17 protein-coding genes and 1 other annotated feature are annotated in these 17,989 nt (G+C 52.4%); of the genes, 4 read left to right on the top strand and 13 right to left on the bottom strand.

Translation table 11 applies throughout. The annotated features are described in order from the left end of the window. Positions 1-15: 15 nt before the first annotated feature. The 3 genes from opp3C to CV945_RS05420 all read right to left on the bottom strand — a co-directional run bounded on the left by opp3C (position 16) and on the right by CV945_RS05420 (position 3,740). On the bottom strand, positions 16-1,038 hold the full coding sequence (gene opp3C, locus CV945_RS05430; RefSeq protein WP_044743398.1) for an oligopeptide ABC transporter permease: 1,023 nt from the start codon (positions 1,036-1,038) through the stop codon (positions 16-18). Beyond that, positions 1,035-1,964: an oligopeptide ABC transporter permease gene (gene opp3b / locus CV945_RS05425; RefSeq protein ID WP_011230313.1), complete on the bottom strand. Its 930-nt coding sequence runs from the start codon at positions 1,962-1,964 to the stop codon at positions 1,035-1,037. The genes opp3C and opp3b overlap by 4 nt, the downstream gene beginning before the upstream one ends. A gap of 123 nt (positions 1,965-2,087) precedes the next feature. Next, complete coding sequence (locus CV945_RS05420) at positions 2,088-3,740, bottom strand: peptide ABC transporter substrate-binding protein (protein ID WP_100659296.1); 1,653 nt, start codon at positions 3,738-3,740, stop codon at positions 2,088-2,090. A 424-nt stretch (positions 3,741-4,164) separates the two neighbouring features. On the opposite strand from CV945_RS05420, the gene CV945_RS05415 reads away from it, so the two are divergent. Both CV945_RS05415 and trpS read left to right on the top strand, forming a co-directional pair. Continuing rightward, positions 4,165-4,539 carry a DUF3899 domain-containing protein gene (locus CV945_RS05415; RefSeq protein ID WP_011230311.1) on the top strand — a complete coding sequence of 125 codons (375 nt, stop codon included), beginning with the start codon at positions 4,165-4,167 and terminating at the stop codon, positions 4,537-4,539. 50 nt (positions 4,540-4,589) lie between these two features. Further along, positions 4,590-4,822: a binding site (T-box leader), on the top strand. Between the two features lie 50 nt (positions 4,823-4,872). Next, positions 4,873-5,859: a tryptophan--tRNA ligase gene (trpS, locus tag CV945_RS05410; RefSeq protein ID WP_013146076.1), complete on the top strand. Its 987-nt coding sequence runs from the start codon at positions 4,873-4,875 to the stop codon at positions 5,857-5,859. A 61-nt stretch (positions 5,860-5,920) separates the two neighbouring features. On the opposite strand, the gene CV945_RS05405 is transcribed toward trpS, so the two are convergent. The 5 genes from CV945_RS05405 to CV945_RS05385 form a co-directional block, all read right to left on the bottom strand. After that, complete coding sequence (locus CV945_RS05405) at positions 5,921-6,661, bottom strand: YjbA family protein (RefSeq protein ID WP_100659295.1); 741 nt, start codon at positions 6,659-6,661, stop codon at positions 5,921-5,923. Positions 6,662-6,746: 85 nt separating this feature from the next. Next, on the bottom strand, positions 6,747-6,953 hold the full coding sequence (locus tag CV945_RS05400; protein ID WP_100659294.1) for a YuzI family membrane protein: 207 nt from the start codon (positions 6,951-6,953) through the stop codon (positions 6,747-6,749). Between the two features lie 137 nt (positions 6,954-7,090). Next, positions 7,091-7,894 carry a DUF2268 domain-containing putative Zn-dependent protease gene (locus tag CV945_RS05395; protein WP_100659293.1) on the bottom strand — a complete coding sequence of 268 codons (804 nt, stop codon included), beginning with the start codon at positions 7,892-7,894 and terminating at the stop codon, positions 7,091-7,093. A 141-nt stretch (positions 7,895-8,035) separates the two neighbouring features. Continuing rightward, positions 8,036-9,277, bottom strand: coding sequence for a beta-ketoacyl-ACP synthase II (fabF, locus tag CV945_RS05390; protein WP_100659332.1), 1,242 nt, complete (start codon positions 9,275-9,277; stop codon positions 8,036-8,038). 43 nt (positions 9,278-9,320) lie between these two features. Then, positions 9,321-10,253, bottom strand: a complete 933-nt coding sequence (locus tag CV945_RS05385; protein WP_100659292.1) for a beta-ketoacyl-ACP synthase III — start codon at positions 10,251-10,253, stop codon at positions 9,321-9,323. Between the two features lie 274 nt (positions 10,254-10,527). On the opposite strand from CV945_RS05385, the gene CV945_RS05380 reads away from it, so the two are divergent. After that, positions 10,528-10,776, top strand: coding sequence for a hypothetical protein (locus tag CV945_RS05380; protein ID WP_047817923.1), 249 nt, complete (start codon positions 10,528-10,530; stop codon positions 10,774-10,776). A 35-nt stretch (positions 10,777-10,811) separates the two neighbouring features. Here the strand turns inward: CV945_RS05380 and CV945_RS05375 are convergent, their stop codons facing one another. Beyond that, entirely contained in the window at positions 10,812-11,543 is a 732-nt protein-coding gene (locus CV945_RS05375) for an alpha/beta hydrolase (RefSeq protein WP_198518483.1), read from the bottom strand. 143 nt (positions 11,544-11,686) lie between these two features. Here CV945_RS05375 and CV945_RS05370 point away from each other — a divergent pair, with 143 nt between their 5' ends. Beyond that, positions 11,687-11,875, top strand: a complete 189-nt coding sequence (locus CV945_RS05370; protein ID WP_063210636.1) for a YjzD family protein — start codon at positions 11,687-11,689, stop codon at positions 11,873-11,875. Between the two features lie 56 nt (positions 11,876-11,931). Here CV945_RS05370 and CV945_RS05365 read toward each other — a convergent pair whose 3' ends face one another. The 4 genes from CV945_RS05365 to CV945_RS05350 form a co-directional block, all read right to left on the bottom strand. Continuing rightward, positions 11,932-14,058 carry an MMPL family transporter gene (locus CV945_RS05365; protein WP_094239703.1) on the bottom strand — a complete coding sequence of 709 codons (2,127 nt, stop codon included), beginning with the start codon at positions 14,056-14,058 and terminating at the stop codon, positions 11,932-11,934. A gap of 90 nt (positions 14,059-14,148) precedes the next feature. Beyond that, positions 14,149-14,721 carry a TetR/AcrR family transcriptional regulator gene (locus CV945_RS05360; protein ID WP_100659291.1) on the bottom strand — a complete coding sequence of 191 codons (573 nt, stop codon included), beginning with the start codon at positions 14,719-14,721 and terminating at the stop codon, positions 14,149-14,151. A gap of 271 nt (positions 14,722-14,992) precedes the next feature. Further along, positions 14,993-17,581 (bottom strand): ATP-dependent chaperone ClpB, encoded by a 2,589-nt coding sequence (gene clpB, locus CV945_RS05355; protein ID WP_100659290.1) that lies wholly within the window; start codon positions 17,579-17,581, stop codon positions 14,993-14,995. Between the two features lie 107 nt (positions 17,582-17,688). Continuing rightward, positions 17,689-17,868, bottom strand: coding sequence for a YjzC family protein (locus CV945_RS05350; RefSeq protein ID WP_011230299.1), 180 nt, complete (start codon positions 17,866-17,868; stop codon positions 17,689-17,691). Between the last annotated feature and the right edge of the window lie 121 nt (positions 17,869-17,989).

Below are 17,989 nucleotides of genomic sequence, written 5' to 3'. Positions count from 1 at the left end.
CACCCCTTCCGTCGGCTATTTGCGCATTTTCGGGTCGAGCGCATCGCGAATTCCGTCTGCCACCAAGTTGAAGCTTAAAATGAGCAAGCTGATCACAACCGCTGGAATAATCATTAAATGCGGATACGTTTGAATCGATTTATACCCGTCATTGACAAGCGAGCCAAGCGACGCTTCCGGCGGACGGATGCCAAGGCCGATAAAGCTCAAAAACGCCTCAGTGAAGATGGCCGATGGAATTGTGAACATCGTCGTAATGATGATTGGGCCGATGACGTTCGGGATCAAATGTTTGAAAATAAGCCGTGATGTCGGCGCTCCGAGCGTCCTTGCCGCCAGCACGTATTCCATGTTCTTTAATTTCAACACTTGCCCGCGCACGATCCGCGCCATCGTCGTCCAACCGGTAATGACCATCGCCAGCGTGATGGAAATGATTCCAGGCTCAAAAATCAAAATGAACAAAATGACCATAATTAAATACGGGATGCCGTTTAAAATTTCGATGATCCGCTGCATCACATTGTCGACGCGGCCGCCATAGTAGCCGGAAATGCCGCCGTACGCAATGCCGATCAATAAGTCGATCAACGCCGCCAGCAAACCAATGTAAAGGGAGATACGCGTGCCATACCACGTCCTCACCCACAAGTCGCGTCCTAAGTCATCCGTGCCAAACCAATAGTACTCTTTCACGCCGCGCTGTTTATACACATCAACGCCGTTCGCATCCCGGCCGTCAAACGGAAGCCAATGAATATGTTCAAGCACCGGGATTTTCGGCGGAAGTTTCGCATGCCGCAAGTTTTGATCTTTATACGTCCGGTCGCTCGCCATCGGGGCGATGATCGCCATGAGCGCCAAGATGATAATCATCACGAGCCCGACGATCGCTGCCTTGTTTTCCCGAAGGCGAAGCCAAGCATCCTGCCAAAACGTCAAGCTTGGACGATTGATTTTTTCCTGCTCACCAACGTTCGGCGGGGCGGGCTGAAACCATTCCGGTGACAGTTGTTCGTATTGTTGTTTCGCCATCATTTTTTCCCTCCCGCTAACCGGATGCGTGGGTCGACAACCCCGTACAACACATCAACGATGAATACTGCCAAAATCAACAAGGCGGAATAAAACAACGTCGTTCCCATAATAACCGGGTAATCGTTCAGTTCAATCGAACGGACAAACTGCTCCCCAAGACCAGGGACAGCAAACAGTTTCTCAATGACAAGCGTTCCCGTCATTAAATTGACGGTCATCGGTCCTAAAATGGTAATGACGGGGATAAGCGAGTTGCGGATGGCGTGCTTGATGATAACCCCCGCCTGGCTGATCCCTTTCGCCCGAGCCGTCAAAATGTAGTCAGAGCTTAACACTTCCAGCATTTCTGTGCGCATAAAACGGGCGATGCTAGCGATGACCCCGACAGACAGCGCCAATGTCGGGAGAATCGTATATTTGAAGCCTTCCCAAAAAGCGACCGGAAGCCATTGCAGTTTCACAGCGATAAAATATTGCAAAAACCCCCCTAACACAAACGACGGGATCGAGGCGCCCAACACCGCAATGACCGTAGCGGTGTAATCTTCCCAATGATTATGTCGAATCGCCGCGACAATTCCGAGAATCAACCCGACGATCGTCCCAAACACAATCGCCTGAAACCCGAGCTGGGCCGACGGGCCGATTCGATCGCTGATGAGCTCTGTCACGGGGCGGTTGTCATATTGGAACGATACCCCCAAGTCTCCTTTCAGCAAATTCCCTAAATATTGAATGTATTGAACCGGCACGGGCTTATCCAATCCGTACTCTTTTAAAATAAGCGCCTTCTGTTCCGGCGTTAATTTCTCTTGGTTCTGAAGCGGCGAACCAGGCAGCAGCTTCATTAAAAAGAACGTCAACGTCGCAATGATAAACAACGTGATGATCATATAAACGAACCGCTGAAGCGTATACCGCGCCATGACCGCACCTCCTCTGCTTTTCTATAATCTTCGTTGTTTTTCGACATTTTTCGCCTTGGCAGGCAAAAGGAGAGTATATGCCTAGGCATATACTCTCCTCCGCATTTTCAAGAGAACAACGGATTACTCGACATACGCCCATTTCAAGCTGTAGTCGGCGCCGAATGTATGCGTGACGAAGTCTTTGACATACTCGCGTTGCAAATAGGCAACGCCGCGTTGGTACAGCGGAGCGATCGGCATTCCTTCAAAGACGATTTTTTCTGCTTTCAGCATCGCATCCCAACGAGCTTGCTGATCGTTGGCAAGCGTCGTTTGCGCGTCTTTGATCAGCTTGTCGTACTCAGGATTCGACCAGCCTGTTTCGTTGTGCGGGCTTGTCGACGTCCAAAGCTGCAGGAACGTCATTGGGTCTTGATAGTCCGGACCCCAGCCGGAGAACGACAAATCATATTGCATGTTGCTTTCGAGCTTCAGTTTTTGTGCAAACGGTTGTTGCTTAATGTTGATCGTCAAGCCCGGCAAGTTTTGTTCAAGCTGCGCTTTCACATACTCGCCGATTTTCTTCGCGTTGTCGGTGTCATAGTTCAGCAGTTCAAGCGTAAATTTGTCTTTGCCCAGCTCTTTTTTCGCTTGCTCCCACAATTTTTTCGCTTCATCCGGATTGTAATTGACCAAATCGCCATTCACATCGCGGAAGTCTTTGCCATCCGGACCGGTGACGAAGTCTTTCGGAACGGTGAACTTCGCCGGAATCGAACCGTTGTTCAAGAGCGTATCGACCATCGCTTGCGTGTCGATGGCCATCGCAATCGCTTTGCGGGCGTTGACGTTGTTCAGCGGTTCTTTTTTCGTGTTCATGCGCAGCCAATAGAGCGACGGATCCAATTTCGTATGGAAGTTTTTGTCGTTTTTGTACTTATCCACGAACTCCGCCGTCAAGCCGACGCGGTCCGCTTGTTTTGTTTCATACAAGTTGACGGCCGTTGCCGTGTCTTTCACAACTTTCACATTGACTTTTTCCAGCTTGACGTTGTCTTTGTCCCAGTAGTTTGGGTTTTTCGTATATACCCAACCTTGTTCGTGCTTCCACTCGCTCAACACGAACGGGCCATTGTAAAGCGTCGTATTAGCTTCGAGACCGTATTTGTCGCCTTGCGCTTTCACAAATTTTTCGTTTTGCGGCATGAACGTGCCAAACGCCGTCAAGCCGACGAAATACGGAACTGGGTTTTTCAGCTCGACTTTCAAGGTGTAGTCATCAAGGGCTTTGACGCCGACTTGGTCAAGCGGCACCTTGCCTGTGTTGGCTTCTTCGGCGTTTTTAATGTCGTACATAATGTACGCATATTCCGATTTCGTCTTCGGATCAAGCACGCGCTTCCAAGCGAATTCAAAATCGTGCGCCGTCACCGGATCGCCGTTCGACCACTTCGCGTCTTGGCGAAGCTTGAACGTGTACGTTTTGCCGTCTTGGCTCACTTCATAGCTTTCCGCGATCCCTGGCACCGGCTTGTTGTCTTTGCCTAAACGGTACAGACCTTCCATGACGTTGTTCAAAACAATGAACGACACCGCATCAGTGGCGAGCGCCGAATCAAGCGACGGGATCTCTTGGCTTTCAAGCAAGTTCAGCACCTGCTCCTTCTTCTCCGCCGGCTTTTCGCCGCCCTGGCCGCCTTGAGCGTTGTTGTTGTCCTTGCCTCCGCCGCACGCCGCTAAAAACGTCGACAGCGCGAGAAGCAGGACGAGGAAGAAAGAGAATCGCTTCTTCACTAAAAAACCCCCCTTAAAATTTATGTAGCGTATTACAAATCTTCTGAACCATTTGATTTCAGAAGATTGTACTTACATCGCTTATTATATCCTGTGTTAGTATATTTGAAAAGGATTTTTTTATTTTCTTAAATAAAAAAATTTCAAACTACTTATAAGTGGGATGAGGATCAGCTTGCATTTCCATCCGTGTTGTGCTGACTTTTGTCACCATTGCAAATAAAAAATTTCTGCCTATAAAAAAGAAAGCGCTTACAATATAATTTTTTTGCCCTTTCTCTCAGCTGCGAAGCAAATCTCTCCTGAACTTCCAGGTTTCTTCTATATTTTTCAATATAATTTTGTTAATAATTTTGACAATCTTCCCGCCCACATGATTTATGATAAAATAAGCAGTGAGAAGGGAAAGGCGGGAACAGACGATATGAAACAAACGGCTGTGCGGACTGGATGGCTCGTCGCCGCGATGCTGGCGGCAAGCGCACTCATCGTAATAGGGCAAGGAGCATGGAGTACGGTGGCCTTTATTAACGTTTCGTTTTTGCTCTCCCTTTTGCCTCTGTCGCTTGGCGGGCTTTTGTTTGTTTATGAACGCGGGTTTTTCAGCGGATTCGCATACGGGTTTCGCCGATTGCGCAGGAATCGAACGAAGGTGGAGCGGTATCTTGAGGAAGCGGCAGCAGAACATGAATCGGATGAGCTGCTCGGTCCGCGGCGTTTCGCCATCACGTATCCGCTTCTCTTTTCCGGTCTGCTTCTGTTTCTGGCGATGATTGCCGCCGGATATGCCGTGCAATAAGGTTGCAACAGCTGAATGTTTTCCGTATAATATAAGGCAAATCTAGGATCAACCGAGCGATGAGAAAGAAGAGTACATATTGGCGATGCCTTCAGAGAGCTTGTGGACGGTGCGAACAAGCGGCTAGCCATATGGAATGGGCTTTCGAGCTTCCCGCCGAACCGGCGACGCAGTAGGCGGGGACGTTCCCCGCGTTACAGGGGCCATGCGCAAAGCATGGGCTGAGCGATTGCGCTTCTTGACGCAATAAATAGGGTGGCACCGCGGTCCTACCGTCCCTATCAGAGGGCTGGCAGGGCCTTTTTTATTTTTGGCTTGAGGGAGTGAAGATCGATGAAAACCATTTTTTCCGGCATTCAGCCAAGCGGCGTCATCACCCTTGGCAACTACATCGGGGCGCTGCGGCAGTTTGTCGAATTGCAGCATGAATACAACTGTTATTTTTGCATCGTTGACCAACACGCCATTACCGTTTGGCAAGACCCTCACGAACTGCGGCAAAATATCCGCCGCCTTGCCGCTTTGTATTTAGCCGTCGGCATCGACCCGACGCAGGCGACGTTGTTCATCCAGTCTGAAGTGCCGGCGCACGCTCAAGCCGCTTGGATGCTGCAGTGCATCGTTTACATCGGCGAACTTGAGCGGATGACGCAATTTAAAGAAAAATCGGCCGGCAAAGAGGCGGTCAGCGCCGGACTGCTCACGTACCCGCCGCTGATGGCCGCTGACATTTTGCTTTATAACACCGACATCGTCCCAGTCGGCGATGATCAAAAGCAGCATATCGAATTGACGCGCGATCTAGCCGAGCGCTTCAACAAACGGTATGGCGAGCTGTTCACGATCCCTGAGGCGCGCATTCCGAAAGTCGGCGCCCGCATCATGTCGCTTGTCGACCCGACGAAAAAAATGAGCAAATCCGACCCCAACCCGAAAGCGTACATTACACTGCTTGACGATGCGAAAACGATCGAGAAGAAGATCAAAAGCGCCGTCACCGACTCAGAAGGAACGATCCGCTACGACAAAGAAGCAAAGCCGGGCATTTCCAACTTGCTCAATATTTATTCGACGCTATCCGGTCAATCGATCGAGGAGTTGGAGCGGCAATACGAAGGAAAAGGATACGGCGTCTTCAAAGCAGACCTCGCTCAAGTCGTCATCGAAACGCTTCGACCGATTCAAGAGCGGTATCACCATTGGATGGAAAGCGAGGAGCTTGACCGAGTGCTCGATGAAGGGGCGGAAAAAGCAAATCGGGTTGCATCGGAAATGGTGCGCAAAATGGAGCAAGCCATGGGGCTCGGGCGACGGCGGTAAATAGCCGCATCCAGCGAAGCCATACAAAAACGGGCAGGCGCCTATCGCCTTGGCCCGTTTTTTAATTGACTTTTGGTTCTTGCTCCATTTCCCACAGTTTTTCGAAAAATGGCTGCCCTTTGATCAAGTTTTCGCACAGCTGCTCATGCCGTTCGGACCACCCGTATTTCGTCTCGTTATACAATTGTTCCCACGCTTCATCAAAAGACATTTTTTGAATAGCGGCGTATTTTTCCGGCGCCCATTCCGTATACCAATAGCGCATCTGGGCAGTATTTTTTGTCGAATAAAGCTGGTCAAGCGCCATAAACAACAGCTGTTTCAACTGCCGCTCTTTGCGCGTGAGTCCGCACATCAGTTCCGGAGCCGGCGATAAAATGTGGTATTCTTTTTCATGCCTTGGCAGCGGATAATCCCGCTCCTCTGCTTCGGCCGCCATTTCGTAGACGAGTTGTTCCTGACGCGGAATAAGGCGGCTTTTGCGAATCGGAATTTGATAACCGATTGTATCGACAGCCAAAACGCCGGCGCCGTCCGTGACAACGAAACAATAGTCCAGCTGAATGCGTTCATGGTTTTTGCGGACATACGCCTTCTGATGTACATCGTCTAGCAGCGGTTTTGGAAGATCGGACAAGCTGTTTTCAATGTAATGAAACAGGGCCGGGGATACTTTTAACAGCGGCACTTGGTCGAGCAGCTCGATTTGATCGTCCTTGCGCCATTCATGGAAATGACAGACGTTGTATCCGTTCTCTTCTCCTTCAAACCAGTTGACCCAAATGTCGTGCAGATAAAGCATGCGAGACCCCTCACTTCCAGACGTGTTTGTCCATCAGTATAGGCAGAGGGAGGGAATTTTATTCCATTTCGTCCTCTTTCCCCCTCTAGGGGCTGCGGCTTGGAAACGTCAAGCTCCCCCACATCAAAAGAAGGCCAATAGGGAATAAATAACATTCCACCCTTGTCGAAATATAAGATACGTATTCGCTAAAACCGCGCTCTGGCGTGATGATGTTTAGATAGGCGATCACCATCATGCCGCCGACGACTGAAAAACCGAAACCGACCAAATAAAAAAACAGGCGGACCACCGGGCTTTCCCTTCCTTCTTGTCCACATCCTTGTTTCTACATATATGTTGATTTCGTGGACAACATGCCTGTTTGCGCCCGATATCCCAAAGATTCTTGTGATAATCGGACAGCGTCGGTCACCATGCGGTTTCGATCTAAGACACTCCTTGCTGTTCACCTGAAAAGCCCGCCAACTCCGCGATGTCTTTCGCTTCCATCGTCATCAATTGGACAAGCGAATATCCTCTTTCTAGGCAACGACGGATGACGGCATACCCCACAGCATAGCCTCCCATTTTCGGATGCCATCCAAGCCCGTACAAAATGCGGGAAGTATGCGGATGCGAAACGGGCAAATGTTGGTTCGGGACAATATAGCGCCGCCAAAACCGTTCCATCTCTCGATCGGTGTAATACTTCGTCCATCCCGCACACTGCTTGACGCCGACCGTCTCGGCGACGGCATGCTCCGCCAGTCCTTCCATGACGACGGCATCGAGCAATGTCGCATCCTGGCCGTCGTTCGGCAACTGCTTGAGACGGCATACATGGTTGTATTCATGCGCCACCAACGCGGCGATCTCCTCGTCGTGATGATCCGGCAACAAGAAGAAAAACAACTTATCGGCAAACGCCACCCCGCCTTTTCCTTGAAACTCGCGCACAAGCTTCCGATTTTCGTCATCCGCCGGAAGCAAAAACACCGGAACGTCAGGCCCTTTCCATCTCACCCGCTGTTCGTCATATAAGCGGGCAAGCCGCTCCCAAAGGCCTTTTGCCTTCATCTCCGGCAAAAGGCGAACGGCCTGCCGGGCGCTTCGATACATGCCATATAAGCATAAATAACGATGAATGGCGCGCGCTGGTGCATCGGCAAAAAACGGCGCCAGCCGGGCGCAAACACGGAGCGGATCGCCTTCATCTTGTTCAAGCCAACGATCAGTTGGAGCCAGTCCCATCGTCTTCCCTCCCTTTTTGCTACCTTATGTCAAGGCAACCGGGACGGTGAACGAAAAAAGCCCCGTCCGGAGTGAAGCCCGGCGCCCGTCTTCCAACGGGGCCGGGTTCGTCCGGCCGAGGCTAATGGCCTTCATTGCTATCTATTGCGCATACGCTTTGAAAATCAATGTCGCGTTATGGCCGCCAAATCCAAACGAATTGCTTAACACTGCGCGCACAGTCTGCCGGCGGGCTTCGTTCGGCACATAGTCCAAGTCGCATTCCGGATCCGGCGTTTCATAGTTGATGGTCGGTGGAATGACCCCATCGCGGATCGCCAACACAGAGAAAATGGCTTCCACCGCGCCGGTTGCGCCAAGCAGGTGACCGGTCATCGATTTTGTAGAACTGATCGCAAGCTTATAGGCATGGTCGCCAAACACTTCTTTAATGGCGATCGTCTCATATTTGTCATTGTACTCCGTGCTTGTGCCGTGGGCGTTAATGTAGTCGATGTCCTCCGGCTGCAAGCCGGCATCCTGCAGCGCCAGTCGCATCGCCCGCACGCCGCCTTCACCGCCCGGCGCCGGTGCAGTGATATGATATGCGTCAGCCGTCGCGCCGTAGCCGACAATTTCCGCGTAAATTTTCGCCCCGCGGCGCAACGCATGCTCCAGCTCTTCAAGCACGATAATGCCTGCCCCTTCCCCCATGACAAAGCCATCACGGTTTTTATCAAACGGGCGGCTTGCCGTTTTCGGATCCGGATTGGTCGAAAGGGCCGTATTCGCGCAAAAGCCGGCAAACGACATTTTCGTAATCGGCGCCTCCGTTCCCCCCGCGATCATCACATCCGCATCGCCGCGCTGAATGACCCGAAACGCGTCGCCGATCGAGTTTGCGCCCGTCGCGCAAGCGGTGACCGTGCATGAATTCATTCCTTTCGCCCCAAGGATGATTGAGACTTGCCCCGCAGCCATATCCGGAATCATCATCGGCACGAAAAACGGGCTCACCCGGCGATAGCCGCGCTGCTGGAAAATTTCAAACTGCTGCTCAAACGTCTCCATACCGCCGATGCCAGAACCAATCCAAACACCGACCCGTTCAGCGTTGCTTTCATGAATGTTGAGATTGGCATCTTTGACCGCCATAAGCGCCGCAGCGACGGCGAATTGGGTAAATCGGTCCATCTTCCGCGCCTCGCGGCGGTCGATAAACAGCGACGGATCGAAGTCTTTCACTTCCGCCGCCACTTTTGCCGGAAAGTCGTCCGGATTGACGCGGGTGACAATGTCGATGCCGGACTGGCCGGCGATGATGTTTTTCCACGTCGTTTCTGCGTCATTCCCAAGCGGGGTGACGGCGCCTATGCCTGTCACGACGACTCGTCTTTTTTCCATCATTTCCGTCTCTCCTTTTTTTATTTCGATAATATCCGTGCCGTTAACGGCCCCAGCGCAAGGCGATCGCGCCCCACGTCAGCCCGCCGCCGAATCCGACCATAATGATGAGATCATCGTCACTGATTTTACCCGCTTCCAGCTCTTCTACAAGCGAAATCGGAATAGATGCGGCCGACGTGTTGCCATATCGGCGGATCGTCGTCGATATTTTCTCTTCCGGCAGCTCGAGCCGCTGTCTGGCCGCTTCGACGATGCGAATGTTCGCTTGATGAGGAATGAGAAAGTCGACATCGTCTTTCGTGAGCCCGGCTTTTTCAAGCACACGCACGCTTGATTCTCCCATTTGCCGGACGGCGAACTTGAATACTTCACGACCGTTCATGACGATATATTCGTCTTTGTATAAATGTTTTCCTCCTGTTCCGTCAGCTCCCAACTCAAAAGATAAAATCCCGCGCCCGGGCGACACCGGACCCATGACGACCGCTCCGGCGCCATCGCCGAACAGCACCGCCGTGTTGCGGTCGGTCCAATCGGTGATTTTCGATAGTTTGTCTGCCCCCACTACTAATATATACTTGTAGGTGCCTGTGTCAATAAATTGGGCGGCCGTGACCATCCCGTACATAACCCCCGCGCAGGCAGCGCTAATATCAAGCGCAGCGGCGTTGACGGCGCCAAGCCGCTCTTGCAGCATGCAAGCGACCGACGGAAACGGACGGTCCGGGGTGACGGTGGCAACTAAAATGAGATCAATATCCTTCGCCTCCATGCCAGCGTCTTGAAGCGCCCTTTCTGCGGCAAAATACGCCATATGGGACGTATCGATGTCATCCGGAGCGATGCGGCGCTCCTCGATCCCGGTGCGCGTCCGGATCCATTCATCCGATGTATCCATCATTTTTTCCAAATCAAAGTTGGTCAACACTTTTTCCGGCACATAGCGGCCGACCCCGATAATTCCTGCTCCCATACCATTCATCTCCTTTTTTTCTTCCAAAATAACCGAAAAGCCTCCCAAGTACAGCACAATTGTCAACGTACAATCAGTCCACATAACCAATTATTATTACTTGGTACTAATTTTAACGGAAAGAGCGCATATGCGCAATAGCAAAAGCGCGCCTTCCCGGCCGGAATCCTATTGCTTTCTTCCCGCCCGAAGGCATTTGTCCAAACCAACGTTTTACCTCCGCCATACAATACAATGACAAGCAAACGATGAGGAAAAAAGGAGGACTGATTTTATGGCGAACGTCCCATCATCCCGGCAAAGCCGTGAAGAGCGCGACCGCTTCTCCCGCCTCATGTTCGGCCCCTTTCCTCCAAAACGGACCGGCCGGCGGGACGAACAAACAAAAACGGAGCCGCTCCCGCTGCCAAACATTGATTTGATGAAACTCGTCGAAAACGTCGGTACGCTGACGGACTCGTTGCAGCAGCTGAAACCGCTCATCAAAAAAATCTCCTCGCTCATCGATGGATTGAAAAAATAGCAGACGCAACAACCTCATGCGTCTGCCTTCGCTCTTTACGGGAGTTCGTTATATTGGCGAAAAAATTGCCCGATCTGCCAAGCAAGCTGGCGCCGCTTTTCCGGCAGCTGGTAGACGATGCGCACCCGGTGGTTGGTTGTTTTCATCCATTGTTCGTACTTCCGGCTATGCAATGCGGACGGGTATTCGCTCACGCCGGCGAGCTGCCAAATCATCACCGGGACATCGTGCGGGCTAAGGAAAAGAGACGGGACACCCTCCGGCACTTCCTCTTCCTTCAATCCGTAAGCGAGGGCGATTTCTTTTACCATCCGCCGATACACGAATGGGTGGCCCCGCTCGTGTTCAAGCTGGGCGCGCACATCAAGGCAAGGGTTGAGCATGGCGACGGCGCGGATTTGCCTCGGCATGACGCCAAGCAACTGCAGGGCGACGAGCGCGCCCATTCCTTCGGCGACGATATAGATGCGTCGGTTGACGATCTCGCTTTTCAATACCGAGTAGATGAGTTGGCGCGCCAGCCGGACCGCCTTCGGGCTTCCCCAATGCCGGCCGTACAAATGAGATGAAAACACCGTGTACCCTTGTTCAAGCCACTCGTCCAGCCACTGGCGCCGTCTCGGATGCTCGAGCCAAAAACTCGTCTGTTCATTCACGAAATGGTCGCCATCGCCCATTAAAAAAAGGGCAAACCCGTTTGGGCGCTCCGGCACGTGAACGATGCACCATTGTTCATCGAGTTGGAAAAACCGTCGTTGTCCTGCCATCGTTTCAATTCACCCTTGTTTGACGATACATAGTTGTACAGTATACGATATGCCGGGCAGAAAAAAACGCCCGGGTATATGCCTAAACGAGCAAATTATGATATGATAGGAAAAGGAATGATGCGAAGATAGGAGGAAATGGGATGCGCTTGTTTTGGACGTTTTTTTGGACGTTTTTGCTTGTGCAAATGGCGACGTACGTCATGGGCTCGATGCAAGGCATCGGCTACAACTTCACAACCGGCGCCTTGCTCGGCGTGATCGTGACCGTTTTAGTCCTTGTCGTCGCCGCTTTGATTCCGGACGAGCCGGCTGGGGATCATCATTATTAAAAAACGAACAACGCCTTGGAGATTCCATCTCTAAGGCGTTGTTTTTTTACAGCTGTCTATACAGTTTCACCGCCCGTCTCGGCTGTCGCTCTCCGCTCTTTTTCCAACCATGCAATAAGCCCTGGCAGCAACATCCCGCGAATCAAAAACGTGTCAAGCAAAATGCCAATGGCGACAAGAAACCCAAACACAAACAACAGCTGTATAGGTTGGGTCATCAACACGGCAAACGTCGCCGCCAAAATGAGGCCGGCCGAAGAAATGACGCCGCCGGTATGGGCGACCGCCCGCTTCACCGCTTCATGAAGCGAATGCGTTCTCCACTCCTCCTGAAAACGGGAGACGAGCATAATATTGTAGTCAATGCCAAGCGCCACTAAAAATACAAACGCATAAATCGGGACACGGTCGCTGACAGCGTCGATGCCAAACAGCCAATCGGCCAGCCAAATTCCGAGCCCAAGCGCGGCCGCAAACGAAATGAGAATCGTCGCCATCATATACATGGACCGCTTCACCGATCGTGTCAGCGCAATGAGCAGCAAAAAAATCAAGAGCGTTTCCAACGAAACAATCACGATCATATCGCGTTTATTCAACACCCGCTCATCCACTTTTTCCGCTGTTTCCCCGGCAAAATAAAGGCGTCCGTCCAACCCGCTTTTTTGGACGATTGCTTCCTTTCGGTCCATGATTCGTTCCATCGCATCGATCGTTTCGACATCATACGGGTTTTCACGAAACGTCAGTGTAAACGAGACTACACGGCCATCATCTGCCGTGCCGGCTGGGCGCACCTCACTGACAAGTGGCTGCTTTTCGAGTTCATCCTGCAGCCGGTTCAGCTGCTGCGGGGACAGCGCCTCCTTTCCTTCATACAACACCGTTATCGGCGCCAGCTCCCCTTTGGCAAAATGCTGTTCCAGCAATTCATATCCCTGGCGCGACGGCATATCATCCGGAAACGATTTGATCAAATCGTACTCATACCGGAGCGCAGTCGTATGGCCCGCCATCACGACAAGCAGCAAGCCGATCAAGGAGACCGTCAAGCGAGGCTTTTCGACAACAAAACGGCCGATTTTCCCCCAAAATCCGCTTGTTCCTTTTTCATCACTCCCGCCGACGCGCGGGATGTTCGGCCAAAACGCTTTGCGGCCAAACAATGTAAACAACGCCGGTAGCAATGTGACCGAAGCGATCATAATAACGGCCATCGCCAAGGCAAACGTCGGGGCGAAATTCCGGTAATCGCCGATTTTGGCAAAAAACAAGACAAGCATAGCCGCCAGCACCGTGCCCCCAGAGAAAAACACCGGCAGCCCCGTCTCGCGCATGGCCCATTTCATCGCTTGCCATTTGTTCTCATGCCGCTTCAGCTCTTCACGATAACGGGAAAAGATAAACAACGAATAATCGGTGATCGCGGCAAACAGCAAAATCGCCATAATCGAAACCGTCTGTTTCGAGATCACCAATCCGGCTTTGCCCATCACCCCAAGCAGCTGCATCACCACTTCGTAAACCAACCCGGCCGCTACAAGTGGGATCAACGCCAACAGCGGCGAGCGGTAAATGACGATCAATAACACAAGAATCAATCCAACTGTCGACAGCATAAGCACAATATCCGCACGGGAAAACAACGCCAGCGTATCAGCCGCAATACCGGCCGGCCCTGTGATATAGACCGCTACATCACTTTCCTTTTTCACCCACTTGCGAATCTTATCATTCACCGCTTGGATGTCCTTAGACTCCATCGTCGACCGGTAGACAGCCGGAACAACGATCGTTTTCCCATCTTTGGAAACGAACCCTTCCATCGCTTTCGGCGGAAGCGATGCAACTGGAACGACTTGTTCAAATGCATCACGGTGCGTTTGTTGGATATGACTGACCAAACGTTGCAGTTCATCCTTGGCAATTGGGCGATCCTCCGAATGAAAAACAAAAATAGCCGGAACACCGTCGCTCGTTGACACATACTGATCCACCTTTTTTGCGGCCACCCTCGACTGCGCTTCTTCCGGAAGCGTTTCAATGCTTGACGCTTCATACTCTTTGGCGCTTGGCGCAATAGCCCCCAGTATGAAAACCGCTGCAAGCCAAATGATCAACGTCCATCCCATTCCTTTTTTCGTTGCCACCCGGTCGGTCAAAACATGCAGCCATTGATTCATCACGATCCCCCACTCTTCCTGAATGTACCTAAAGTGACACTTTTGTCACTTTAGGTACATTCTTATCATAATGGGAAAGTGACGCCACTGTCAATTTCCATCCATCACTCCATACATGATGATCTCCTTAATGCTTTCCGCCCATTGGTCAAGCGAAATGCCGGGAAAATGAGGGACCGTCACCGATTGAAAAATATACGCCAGAACGATCCGGTTGGGAAGGTGCGGTTTCACTTTGCCTTCCTGTTTCCCCCGTTCTACCAACTGGTCAAGCTCTTTATACATCTGCTCGTGAAACTCTGCAAGACGCGCCTTATTCGCCCGCACAGCCGGAGTCGTATCCGGGACGCGCCTTCCGATCGCGATCATTTGATGAAGATCGTCATGGTACAAAATCAAGTCAAGCAAAAATCGAAACTGTTCATCAAACGTCGGACAGTCATGAATATGAACAAGTTTGGCAAACACTTGCTCCATCTCATCCACCATATAAGCGGTAATGGCTTCTTCCTTATTCTCGAAATGTTTATAGATGGCCGCTCTTGACACACCAAGCCGTTCTGCTAACAATCCAAACGTAAACCCTTCATACCCGTGTTCAAGGAGAAGCTGTTTTGTCTGTTGGAACAGCTCGTTCAATGAGAACTTCCGTTCGCGCGCCATTTGATCGACTCCCCTTTTTCACCTTGTGCCAGTACAAATATGTCCGCACTCATTATACATCGGCTTTAAGAAAAAGAAAAAGGCGCCTGCGAAAGGCAAGGCGCTTTTGGACAAGGTGATGGACCGCACAAGGATGAGGCAGCCTAAGCTGCGGCCCTCTTTGCCAGCAATATCGATCATGCGTCATGACTGGACCAAAACAAGCGATCGTTTTCTCGCTGATGCGCCAACACCATCCGGAGAGCTTCCCCGTTTTCTTGCCGCAGTGTCTTTACGGTTCTGGGCGAATGACAAGCCGGCCGTTTTCGGCATCGACCGTGACGGTGCTGTAATCTTTCACCCGCCCAGCGATCAGCTCTTTCGCAAGCGGCGTTTCGATCTGCTTTTGCATAAACCGCTTTAAGGGGCGGGCGCCGTAGACCGGATCGAAGCCCGCTTCGGCGATGTATTGCTTCGCCGCTTCGGTCAGCACGAGTTCGATATGCCGATCGGCCAAACGGGCCGACAGCTCGCGGGCGAACTTTTCGATGATGCCTTTCACCTCATTCATCGACAATGGCTTAAATAAGACGATATCGTCGATCCGGTTTAAAAATTCTGGGCGGAAATGGGCGCGCAATTGGTCAAACACTTGGCTGCGCGTCTGTTCATCGATGTCGCCGTCTTTGTGTTCCAATAACAGCGGCGAGCCGATGTTCGATGTCATAATGACGACTGTGTTTTTAAAATCGACCGTCCGCCCGTGCGAGTCGGTGAGCCGTCCGTCATCGAGCAGCTGCAGCAGGATGTTGAACACGTCCGGATGAGCTTTTTCGATTTCATCGAACAATAGAACGGAATACGGCTTGCGCCGCACTGCCTCGGTCAGCTGGCCGCCTTCCTCATAGCCGACATAGCCGGGCGGCGCCCCGATCAAACGGGAGACAGCATGTTTTTCCATGTATTCGGACATATCGAGGCGAATGAGCTGCTCCTCGCTGTCAAACAGCGCCTCGGCCAGCGCTTTGGCCAGCTCCGTTTTGCCGACGCCGGTCGGTCCAAGGAACAAAAACGAGCCGATTGGACGGTTCGGGTCTTTCATCCCGGCCCGCGCCCGCAAGATGGCGTCGGCGACGAGCTCCACCGCTTCGTCTTGGCCGATGACTCGCTTATGGAGCCATTCATGAAGCCGCAGCAGCTTTTCCCGCTCCCCTTCGACAAGGCGGGTGAGCGGAATGCCTGTCCAGCGCGACACGATTTCGGCAATCTCTTCTTCCGTCACTTCCTCGCGCAGCAATTTTCCTTCCCGTTGCTCGCTGATTTCTTGCTCGAGCTGCCTGAGCTGCTTCTCAAGCTGCGGGATCCGTCCATGACGCAGCTCGGCCGCCCTGTTTAAATCGTAGTCGTTTTCCGCGTCCTCGAGCTCACGCTTCGCCCGCTCAAGTTCCTCGCGCACGCGGCGGACACGGTCAAGCGCCTCTTTCTCTTGTTGCCATTGCGCTTTCATGGCATTCGCTTTTTCGCGCAAGTCAGCGAGTTCTTTTTGCAATGCCGCCAGCCGCTCGCGGCTCGCTTCATCCGTCTCTTTGCTTAACGCCGCCTCTTCAATTTCCAGCTGCATGACGCGGCGCATCACTTCATCAAGCTCCGACGGCATTGATTCCATTTCCGTCCGGATCGTTGCGCACGCCTCATCAACGAGATCGATCGCTTTGTCAGGCAAAAAGCGATCCGAGATGTAGCGGTCGGACAACACCGCGGCCGCGACGAGCGCCCGGTCGTGAATTTTCACGCCATGGTGCACTTCGTATCGCTCTTTCAATCCGCGCAAGATCGAAATCGTATCCTCGACGGTCGGCTCTTGGACGAGCACTTGCTGGAAGCGGCGTTCGAGCGCTGGGTCTTTTTCGATGTATTGTCGGTACTCATCAAGCGTCGTCGCCCCGATGCAGCGCAGCTCGCCGCGGGCGAGCATTGGCTTTAACATATTGCCGGCGTCGATCGCCCCTTCGGCCCGGCCGGCGCCAACGATCGTGTGCAGCTCGTCGATAAACAAGATGATGCGGCCCTCGCTTTTTTTAATTTCGTTCAATACAGCCCTCAGCCGCTCTTCAAACTCACCGCGAAACTTCGCTCCGGCGACGAGCGCGCTCATGTCAAGAGCGAAAATCGTTTTGTCTTTCAACCCGTCCGGGACGTCTTTGCGCACGATGCGCTGGGCGAGCCCCTCGACAATAGCGGTCTTCCCAACGCCCGGCTCACCGATCAGCACCGGGTTGTTTTTCGTCTTCCGCGACAAAATGCGGATGACGCGGCGAATTTCGCTGTCGCGGCCGATGACCGGGTCGATTTTTCCCGCCTTCGCCTCGGCGACAAGATCGCGCCCGTATTTGGCCAACGCTTCATAGGTTGCTTCCGGATGTGGACTCGTCACGCGTTGATTCCCCCTTACCTTTCTCACGGCTTCTACCAGTGCTTCCTCTGTCAAGCCAAACGATGCCAGTTGCCGGGCAACCGGCTCGGCGCCATGAGACAGCGCGAGTAGCACATGTTCGACCGATATGTACTCATCTTGCATTCGTTTCGCTTCGTTTTCCGCCCCCTCAAGCAGCCGCGCCAAGGCAGGCGCAACGTACATCTGTCCCTCTCCCGCTCCGTGCACTTCCGGCTTTTGGCGAAGCCGGTCTTGCAGCCAGCGGATCGCCTGAGCGCGGTCGGCGCCGCAAAGGGCAAACAGCCGCGGCGCCAAGCCATCTTCTTGCTCGAGGAGCGCCAGCAGAAGATGTTCGACATCAAGCTGTTGATGATGCCGCTCTTTGGCGAGCGACTGCGCCGCCATAAGCGCCTCTTGCAGTTTTTCCGTCAAACGGCTTGCGTCCATGCCATCCCCTCCATTTGACCTTCTTTGACCATAAATCATTATAGCGGATCGCAAAGCGCACAGCAAATGAAAAGCCACTCCATGCTTGGAATGGCTTTTGTTCTGCTTCACGGTTTGCGCAAATACGTCCAATGCCGGTTATGGTTCGACGTTTCTGGAAACGTATCGCCGGCTTTCAGTTTCAGCTTTTTCGGGTGCTTTACATTGTCTCCCGTTTCGCCGATTTCAATATACACGCCGTTGTTCGGCGCTTTATCGCCTGGTTTGAAATGGCGCGGTTGGCCCATTTGTTTCATCCCCCTTGCTTCGATTGCATTTGTTATCATGCCCGGTTTCATCGCTGTTCATAAGAAGGAAAATGATGGAGGATCGCAAACGGAACGCCACGCTGTTCACAACGAAAAGGAG

This window comes from Geobacillus sp. Manikaran-105 (genome assembly GCF_002809955.1).
GTDB lineage: Bacteria > Bacillota > Bacilli > Bacillales > Anoxybacillaceae > Geobacillus > Geobacillus thermophilus.
The sequence above is the reverse complement of the archived record's forward strand: the minus strand, read 5'-3'. Positions and strand labels throughout refer to the sequence as shown.